The sequence below is a fragment of the Microbacterium sp. UBA3486 genome, assembly GCF_002377845.1.
Lineage (GTDB): Bacteria > Actinomycetota > Actinomycetes > Actinomycetales > Microbacteriaceae > Microbacterium > Microbacterium maritypicum_A.
In genome coordinates, this window is record NZ_DFQP01000099.1 from 96404 (window position 1) to 104444 (window position 8041).

Genomic DNA, 8041 nt, shown 5'->3' on the forward strand with positions numbered 1-8041 from the left:
GAAAGGAACCCACATGAAAGGAACAGAGATGACCGGGATCCTCCCCAGCTACGTCCAGGGAGAGTGGTGGACGCCGCCGTCCGACGCGAAGAACACCGAGGTCCGGGATGCGTCGACGGGTGAGGTCGTGGCCCGCGTCTCGACCGACGGACTCGATCTGGGCGCCGCCCTCGAGCACGCCCGCACCGTGGGGCAGGCATCGCTGGGAGAACTCACCTTCCATCAGCGTGCCGTGCGACTCAAGCAGCTCGCCCTCGCCCTCACCGCGCGCAAGGCCGAGCTGTACGAGCTCTCCAGCCGCACCGGTGCCACGGCGCAGGATTCCTGGGTGGACATCGACGGCGGGATCGGCGTGCTGTTCGCGTACTCGAGCAAAGGCCGACGCGAGCTGCCGAACGCGAAGGTGTACGTCGACGGAGGCGTGGAGAACCTGTCCAAGGACGGCTCCTTCCTCGGCCGCCACATCTACACGCGGCTGCGCGGCGTCGCCGTGCAGATCAACGCCTTCAACTTCCCGGTCTGGGGATCGCTCGAGAAGTTCGCGCCCGCGTTCCTCGCCGGCGTCCCGACCCTGGTGAAACCCGCCACCCCCACCGGGTACCTCGCCGAAGCCATGGTGCGCGTGATGGTGGAGTCGGGGCTCCTTCCCGACGGCTCGCTGCAGCTCGTGTCGGGCAGCGTGCCCGGTCTCTTCGACGAGCTGCGGCTGGGCGACCTCGTGGCCTTCACCGGTTCGGCATCGACGGCCGAGCAGCTGCGCGCTCACGATTCCGTGCAGACGGGAGGTGTGCGCTTCACGAGCGAGACCGATTCGATCAACGCCTCGATCCTCGGAACGGATGCCGTCTCCGGCACCCCGGAGTTCGACGCGTACGTCAAGCAGCTCGTCGCCGAGATGACCACCAAGGCCGGCCAGAAGTGCACGGCGATCCGCCGCGCGATCGTGCCGACGACTGCCGTCGACGATGTCATCGCCGCAGTCCGGGAACGCCTCTCGACACGTGTCGTCCTCGGCGACCCCCGCGCCGAGGGCGTGACGATGGGTCCACTCGCCTCGATCGCGCAGCGCGAGGAGGTGCTGCGTCAGGTCGACCGCCTGCAGGCCGGCGGCGGAGAGCTCGTGATCGGCACGACCGATGCACCGACCGTCCGGCACGGCGACGGCAGCGAAGGGCCGGCTCCCGACGGTGCGTTCGTGGCGCCGATGCTGCTGCGGTTCCCCGACCCGGAAAGCGAGGCGGTCAATGAGATCGAGGCGTTCGGCCCGGTGTCGAGCATCGTCGGCTACCGCACCCTCGATGAGGCGAGCGCCCTCGTGGCCCGGGGCGGAGGGTCGCTCGTGACGAGTGTGGCCACGCACGACCCCGAGGTCGCGGTCGCACTCGCCACCGGGATGGCCGCATACAACGGGCGCGTGCTCTTCCTCGATCGCGATGATGCGCGCAGCTCGACCGGGCACGGCTCCCCGCTCCCGAACCTCGTGCACGGCGGTCCCGGCCGCGCGGGCGGAGGCGAGGAGCTCGGCGGCATCCGCGCCGTGCTGCACCACATGCAGCGCACGGCCGTGCAGGGGTCGCCGGAGATGATGACGGCGCTCACCGGTGTCTGGCATCAGGGCGCGACGTCGCGCCCGTACGAGCAGAGCGACGGCGTGCATCCCTTCCGCAAGTCGCTCGCCGAGCTGCACGTGGGCGACCAGGTGGCGAGCGGTTCCCGCACCGTCACCCTCGAGGACATCGAGACGTTCGCTGCGTTCACCGGCGACACGTTCTACGCCCACATGGATGAGACCGCCGCCTCCGCGAACCCGTTCTTCCCGGGACGCGTCGCCCACGGCTATCTGCTGGTGTCGTGGGCTGCGGGGCTCTTCGTCGACCCGGCACCCGGCCCCGTGCTCGCCAACTCCGGGCTCGAGAACCTGCGGTTCGTGACGCCGGTCTCCCCTGGCGACGACATCCGCGTCGAGCTCACCGCCAAGCAGATCACTCCGCGGGAGACCGACGAGTACGGGGAGGTGCGCTGGGATGCCGTGCTGAAGAACCAGCACGACGACATCGTGGCCACCTACGATGTGCTCACGCTGGTCGCGAAGGAGAAGGCGCAGGTCTGACGGCGGCGTCGCAACGACCGCCGGATCCCGGTCAGACGGCAGGGACTCCGGCGTCGTCGTTCGTTCGCAGCCCGTCGAGGGCGATCGCGACCACGTCGTCGGCGAGACGGTCGGCGCCCTCGCGCCCCCCGGGCCGGTACCACTCGACGATCGAGTTGATCATCCCGAACACGAGACGCGCGACCACGCTCGCATCGATGTCGGCACGCAACGCGCCCTCGCTCTGCGCCTCCGACACCAGCGCGGTGATCCGACGGTCGAACGCCCGACGGCGGATCAGCGCCTTGCGCTCCACGTCGGTGTTTCCCCGTACGCGCAGCAGCAGCGTCACGGCCGGCAGCTGCTCCACGAGCACACGGACGGCACCGCGCAGCACATGCTCGAGGCGGTCCACCGCGTTCGATGCCTCCGGTCCATCCTCCGATTCCGGAAGCGGGTTCTCGACCACGGCTTCCAGGCCGCTGAGCGCCGCGTCGAGCGCGAGGTCGAGGATCTCATCCTTCGATCCGAAGTGGTGATAGATCGCCGACTTCGACAGGCCGAGCCGCTCGGCGAGCATGCCGATCGACGTCGCGTCGTACCCGTGCTCGTTGAAGGCGGCGACGGCGACGCCGAGGATCCCCTGCTGGTCGTAACCGGGGCGGCCGCGTCGTGTGCTCTGCATCTCGGACATCACCCCACAGTCTCGCACCCGATCAGCCGCACAGGCCGGATCGCCGGCCGCGAGGCGATCCGGGTGTCGTCCGTCGTCACCGCAGGTCGTACACCCGCTTGTACTTCCCCTCGCTTCGCGGCAGCGTCGCCGGCTCCTCCAGCTGGACGGCGACCGTCGACCCGACGAAGATCTTGATGCGCTGCGCGAGCACCTCCGCGGCACTCTGGCAGGTCTCGACGGACAGGTCGGGGTGGCGTTCGATCCGCACTTTCAACGTGTCCATCCGGCCGTCCTTCGACAGCTCGAGAATGAAGTGCGGCGTCAGCTGTTCGATCCCCAGCACCAGCTCCTCGATCTGAGTGGGGAACAGGTTCACCCCGCGCAAAATGATCATGTCGTCGTTGCGGCCCGTGATCTTCTCCATGCGGCGCATCCCCGGACGCGCGGTCCCCGGCAGCAGACGGGTGAGGTCGCGGGTGCGATAGCGGATCACGGGGAAGGCCTCCTTCGTCAGCGAGGTGAACACGAGTTCGCCGAGCTCCCCGTCCGGCAGCACCGCCCCGCTCTCGCCGTCGATGATCTCCGGCAGGAAGTGGTCCTCCCACAGATGCGGGCCGTCCTTCGTCTCGAGGCATTCATTGCCCACCCCGGGCCCCATGACCTCGCTGAGTCCGTAGATGTCCAGAGCATCGATTCCCAGCCGCTGTTCGAGCTCGTGGCGCATCTCGTTCGACCACGGCTCGGCCCCCAGGACAGCAACCTTCAACGACGTGGAGCGCGGGTCGACCCCCTGCGCTGCCATCGCGTCGGCGATCGTGAGCAGATAGCTCGGAGTGCACAGAATCGCATCCGGCTCGAAATCGAGGATCAGCTGCACCTGACGGGCCGTCTGGCCACCGGACATCGGGATGACGGTCGCACCGAGCGCTTCGATGCCCGCGTGCGCGCCGAGTCCCCCCGTGAACAGTCCGTATCCGTAGGCGTTGTGCACCTTCATGCCGGCGCGGATGCCACTCGCCCGCAGCGAACGCGCCACCAGAGAAGCCCACCGGTCGAGATCGCCCCTCGTGTAGCCGACGACCGTCGGCCGGCCCGTGGTGCCGCTGGATGCGTGGATGCGGGCGACGTCGGACATCGGCACCGCGAACATCCCGAACGGATAGGTCTCGCGCAGATCCGCCTTGGTCGTGAACGGCAGCCGCTGCACGTCATCCAGAGTGCGGACGTCATCCGGATGAACGCCCGCGTCATCGAACTTGCGCGTGTAGAGAGGCACGTTCACGTACGCATGGCGAACGGTCTGCTGAAGCCGTTCGAGCTGGAGAGCCGCGATCTCCTCGCGACTCATACGCTCTTCGGCGTCGAGCTCGTCGGCTGCGGGAGGGCGGACACGGGAGGGCGTTGCGGTCGTCGTCGACACGAGGGGCTCCGGAGGTGGGGATCAGAGGGTCTGGTTGGTGGTGCGGGAGCGTCCGCGGAACTCGGCGACGGGCTCACCCTGCTCGTCGACCACGCTCACGTCATAGATGCCGGAGCGGCCCGTGCGCGTCCGTCGGACCGCCGTCGCGGTGAGCGTCTGGCCGGACACGGTCGACTTGAGAAAGGAGATGTCCGCACCCGCCGCGACCGTCACCCGGTCGTCCTCGTTGCACGCGATCGCGAAGGCGGTGTCGGCGAGGGCGAACACGAAGCCGCCGTGCGTGATGTGGAAGCCGTTCGTCATGTCATCCCGCACGCGCATCGACACGATCGCATGGCCCGGATCGTCGCGTTCGACGACGAGCCCCAGTGCGGCCGATGCGCGGTCACGTTCCATCATGGCTCGATTCGGGCGCACGGCATCCGGCGTCTGCGTCGTCGCTTCCGTCATCGTCGACCTCCTCGTCGAGCGGGTCGGATGCGCACCTGCAGCACCCGATCCGCTCATACTAACCGACCGATCGTTCAGTTAGTCAAACGGAAGCCCCGCCGAGCCTTCCGAGCGCCCCGCCCCCGCGGGTGAAGCTCAGCCGAAGTCGGGGAGCCGGCGCAGCGTCGCGTCCTCCGTCAGGATTCCGGTGATCACGGCATCCGGGTCCGCGGCGTCGCGATCGACGCGGAACCGGATCGCCTCTCCCTCGCGAGTCGTCCACTGGTACAGGTACTCCCCCGACGACACGATCCTGATCGATGTCCCGCCCGGGAACGCGCTCATGGCTTCGGCCACGGTGTCCCCGATCCTCACATCGCCTGCCGCCGGCAGCGCAGCCGGGTCCTCATGCGGCTCATCCGCGACGTTGGCGAAGCCGACCGAGGCGGCGACCACCACGGTGGCGCCGTCGTCCGTCCAGAGAAGCAACGACGCAGCCCCGTCGGGACTGACGATCCGGGTCTGCCCGCCCGCCCACTCCGACCGGATGACCTCCGCTCCCGGCACCGCCGCGATGGCGTCGTCGAGCTCGGTTCCGAGGACGATCGGTCCGATACCCTCGACGGTCACGTCCCACGTGCTCCACGCGGCTCCGGGGTCGACCGCGGGCGGGGAGGCAGGGGCCTCCGGCGGATTCGCGGTCAGCTCCTCGACCAGCCGCTTCTGGGCGGCGGAAGCCTGGTCCCGAAGGAAGGACGCGGCCTGCGCACTGTCGAAGGCGGCTTCACCGGAGAACGGCTGCCAGAAGTTCACGAGCACATTGCCGACCGAGGCATACCCCTGGTAGAGACGGTGTCCGCCGCCGAAGCCGTCATCGATCACCAGCGACCCCGCGACGGCTCGAACTCCGTCCTCGGACTCCGCCGTGGTCGAATCGAACGTCGACGCGCCGCCCCCGTACGCGAACTGCGCGCACTGCTGAACGGCGTCGACGTACGTGTCCATGAGCCCCTGCGCCGCCGCCTCGTCGGCGAACTGGAGCACATGCAGCCACCCGTCCCTCTGCTCCGGCACAGCGCTGGACCAGGTGACGGAGCGTGCACCGATCGACGTCAGGGAAGGTTCATACACCAACGAGTTGCAGATCGCCGGCGAGAGGTCGGGACCACCGCCGTCGGCGACCTGGATCAGTGACGGTGTCGGCGTGCCGACCTCACCGACGTCGGGCAGGATCCTCGCGATATCCTCCGCGCTCGGCAGGAACCAGTCGAGCTCGTCGCCGACGAAGACCGCGGGGCCGGCATAGGGCTCCGGTGCCGATTCGACCGGCGACGGGGTCGGTTTCGGTGTCGTCTGAGGAGCCGGGGTGCATCCGGACAGGGCCACGACGGCCCCCACGGCCAGCAGCCCGAGAGTTGATCGCGAAAAGGACCGCAGCGCGGACATGAGCCCTCCGATTGCTCGTGGGTGGCCACTCGGCCCCCCTCTCCCCTGAGCTTAAGGGCCGCCCCGCCACAGCGTCACGGAGCACGCATGTCGATATCAGAATGAAACGGAGAGTATGCCGCTGCCCGCATATGGTGCGGGCTGACCCGGTTCGCTCACCCGTCGACGAGTGCGGCGGCCGCAGCCGCACGTGCCGCATCGGCCGAAGGAGCGTCGACCGCGGCGGCTGCGGCCCGTGCGCACTCCACCGAGGACAGCTCGCTCAGCTTCGCTGCCACCCGACCCAGCGACCGTGGAGCCATCGATAGCGAGGTCACGCCCAGTCCGACCAGCACGGGAGCAAGTGCCGGGTCACCGCCGGCTTCGCCGCACACCCCCACCGGCTTGCCGACCGCACGGCCCGCCTCGCCGACGGCGGCGATGAGACGAAGCACCGCGGGCTGCCACGGATCGTTCAGATCCCCCAACTCGCTGAGCAGTCGGTCGGCCGCCATCGTGTACTGCGCGAGGTCGTTGGTACCCAGGCTCACGAAGTCGACGACCTCGAAGAGTTCGGCCGCGAGCAGAGCCGCCGACGGGGTCTCGATCATGATGCCGACCCGCTCCAGCCCCGCCGCCCGGCACCGGTCGGCGAACTCCGCGGCCTCATCGACCGTCGCGACCATCGGCGCCATCACCTCGACCACGGCCTCCTCCTCGGCGGCGGCCCGTGCGAGAGCCCGCAGTTGGTCGTCGAGAAGCTGCGGCCGACGTCTGGCGATCCGCAGACCGCGGACCCCGAGCGCCGGGTTGTCCTCGCGGTCCGTGTTGGCGAAGGGCAGCGGCTTGTCGCTGCCGGCGTCGAGGGTGCGCACCACGACCTTGCGTCCGGGGAAGGCCGCCAGCACTCCTCGATAGGCGGCGATCTGCTCGTCGACGCTCGGGGCGTCCGTGCGATCGAGAAAGCAGAACTCCGTGCGGAAGAGGCCGATGCCCTCCGCCTGGGCCGAAGCCGCGTTCGTCGCGTCCGCCGCTCCCCCGACGTTCGCGAGGAGCAGGACGCGCTGCCCGTCGGAGAGCGCGCCTGCCCCGTCGAATTCGACGACCGTGGCCGACGCTCGCGCCTCGGCGACGCGGGACGGCGCAGGCTCGACCTCGACCGTTCCCCGGTCACCGTCGACGAGCACCGTGGCTCCGGTCGGGATCGCTTCCGCGTCCGCGAGGCCGACCACGGCCGGAAGACCGAGGGAGCGCGCGATGATGGCGGTGTGCGAGGTCGGCCCGCCCTGCGCGGTGACGAGGGCGATGCATCCTCCGCCGGCGAGCAGCGCGGTATCGGCGGGGGCGAGATCCGTCGCCACCAGCACGAAGGGCTCATCGCGCTCGGGCACGCCCGGCATGTCGACCTGGAGGATCTCGGCGATGATCCGGTCGCGCACGTCACGGATGTCGGCGATGCGCTCGGCCATCCGCCCTCCCAGCGCGGCGAGCGCCTTCTCATGGACGACAGCCGTCTCCCAGACCGCACGGGCCGCACTGCGTCCCTTCGATCGCACGAGCGCCGTGGCCTCGGACACCAGCTCCGGATCGGACGCCAGAAGCCGGGAAGCGTCGAGGATCGCCCTGGTCTCCCCCGTCGCCTGCGCGGTGCGCGAGCGGAGCTGATCGGCCACGGCGACGGCCGCCCACTCGATCGCGGAGACCTCGGAGTCCCGGTCGGCCTCGGGGACGACCGTGGTCGGGTCGGGCTCGGGAAGCGGGGGCGCGAGGTGGACCACGGGCGCGGCGACACGGCCGGAGCTCACTCCTCGTCCGCGAAGCACCGTGCCGGGCGGGACCGCACGCGCGGGCTCCCGCTCCCGCGACGACGGCGCATCGACCGCGGATGCCTCTGCGGCTCCGGACACCCCGGAAGGCGGTGCGACCGCCGTCTCGGGTGGTGCCTGCTCCGTCCCCTCGCCGAACCCGTCGTCGAACAGAGCGACCAGCCGATCCAGTGCCT

The 8041-nt window shown here is 69.8% G+C and carries 6 protein-coding genes; 1 reads left to right on the forward strand and 5 read right to left on the reverse strand.

The genetic code is table 11. The features are described 5' to 3' along the window. Positions 1-28 precede the first annotated feature (28 nt). Positions 29-2110 (forward strand): phenylacetic acid degradation bifunctional protein PaaZ, encoded by a 2082-nt coding sequence (paaZ, locus tag B2869_RS15635; RefSeq protein WP_292768560.1) that lies wholly within the window; start codon positions 29-31, stop codon positions 2108-2110. A gap of 31 nt (positions 2111-2141) precedes the next feature. Here the strand turns inward: paaZ and B2869_RS15640 are convergent, their stop codons facing one another. The 5 genes from B2869_RS15640 to ptsP form a co-directional block, all read right to left on the reverse strand. Next, the gene (locus B2869_RS15640; protein ID WP_021198797.1) at positions 2142-2783 is read right to left on the reverse strand and encodes a TetR/AcrR family transcriptional regulator; all 642 of its coding nucleotides are present in this window, start codon (positions 2781-2783) and stop codon (positions 2142-2144) included. Positions 2784-2859: 76 nt separating this feature from the next. Next, positions 2860-4185: a phenylacetate--CoA ligase PaaK gene (gene paaK, locus B2869_RS15645; RefSeq protein ID WP_373695374.1), complete on the reverse strand. Its 1326-nt coding sequence runs from the start codon at positions 4183-4185 to the stop codon at positions 2860-2862. Positions 4186-4206: 21 nt separating this feature from the next. Then, positions 4207-4635 carry a hydroxyphenylacetyl-CoA thioesterase PaaI gene (gene paaI / locus B2869_RS15650; RefSeq protein WP_021198799.1) on the reverse strand — a complete coding sequence of 143 codons (429 nt, stop codon included), beginning with the start codon at positions 4633-4635 and terminating at the stop codon, positions 4207-4209. A gap of 135 nt (positions 4636-4770) precedes the next feature. After that, the gene (locus B2869_RS15655; protein ID WP_292768548.1) at positions 4771-6060 is read right to left on the reverse strand and encodes a hypothetical protein; all 1290 of its coding nucleotides are present in this window, start codon (positions 6058-6060) and stop codon (positions 4771-4773) included. 155 nt (positions 6061-6215) lie between these two features. Then, positions 6216-8036 (reverse strand): phosphoenolpyruvate--protein phosphotransferase, encoded by a 1821-nt coding sequence (ptsP, locus tag B2869_RS15660; protein ID WP_292768566.1) that lies wholly within the window; start codon positions 8034-8036, stop codon positions 6216-6218. Positions 8037-8041: the final 5 nt, after the last annotated feature.

Bases quoted from the DNA above. Each gene is read 5' to 3' on its own strand.
- B2869_RS15640 (WP_021198797.1), bottom strand. From the start codon at position 2,783: ATGTCCGAGATGCAGAGCACACGACGCGGCCGCCCCGGTTACGACCAG.
- B2869_RS15655 (WP_292768548.1), bottom strand. From the start codon at position 6,060: ATGTCCGCGCTGCGGTCCTTTTCGCGATCAACTCTCGGGCTGCTGGCC.
- paaI (WP_021198799.1), bottom strand. From the start codon at position 4,635: ATGACGGAAGCGACGACGCAGACGCCGGATGCCGTGCGCCCGAATCGA.
- paaZ (WP_292768560.1), top strand. From the start codon at position 29: ATGACCGGGATCCTCCCCAGCTACGTCCAGGGAGAGTGGTGGACGCCG.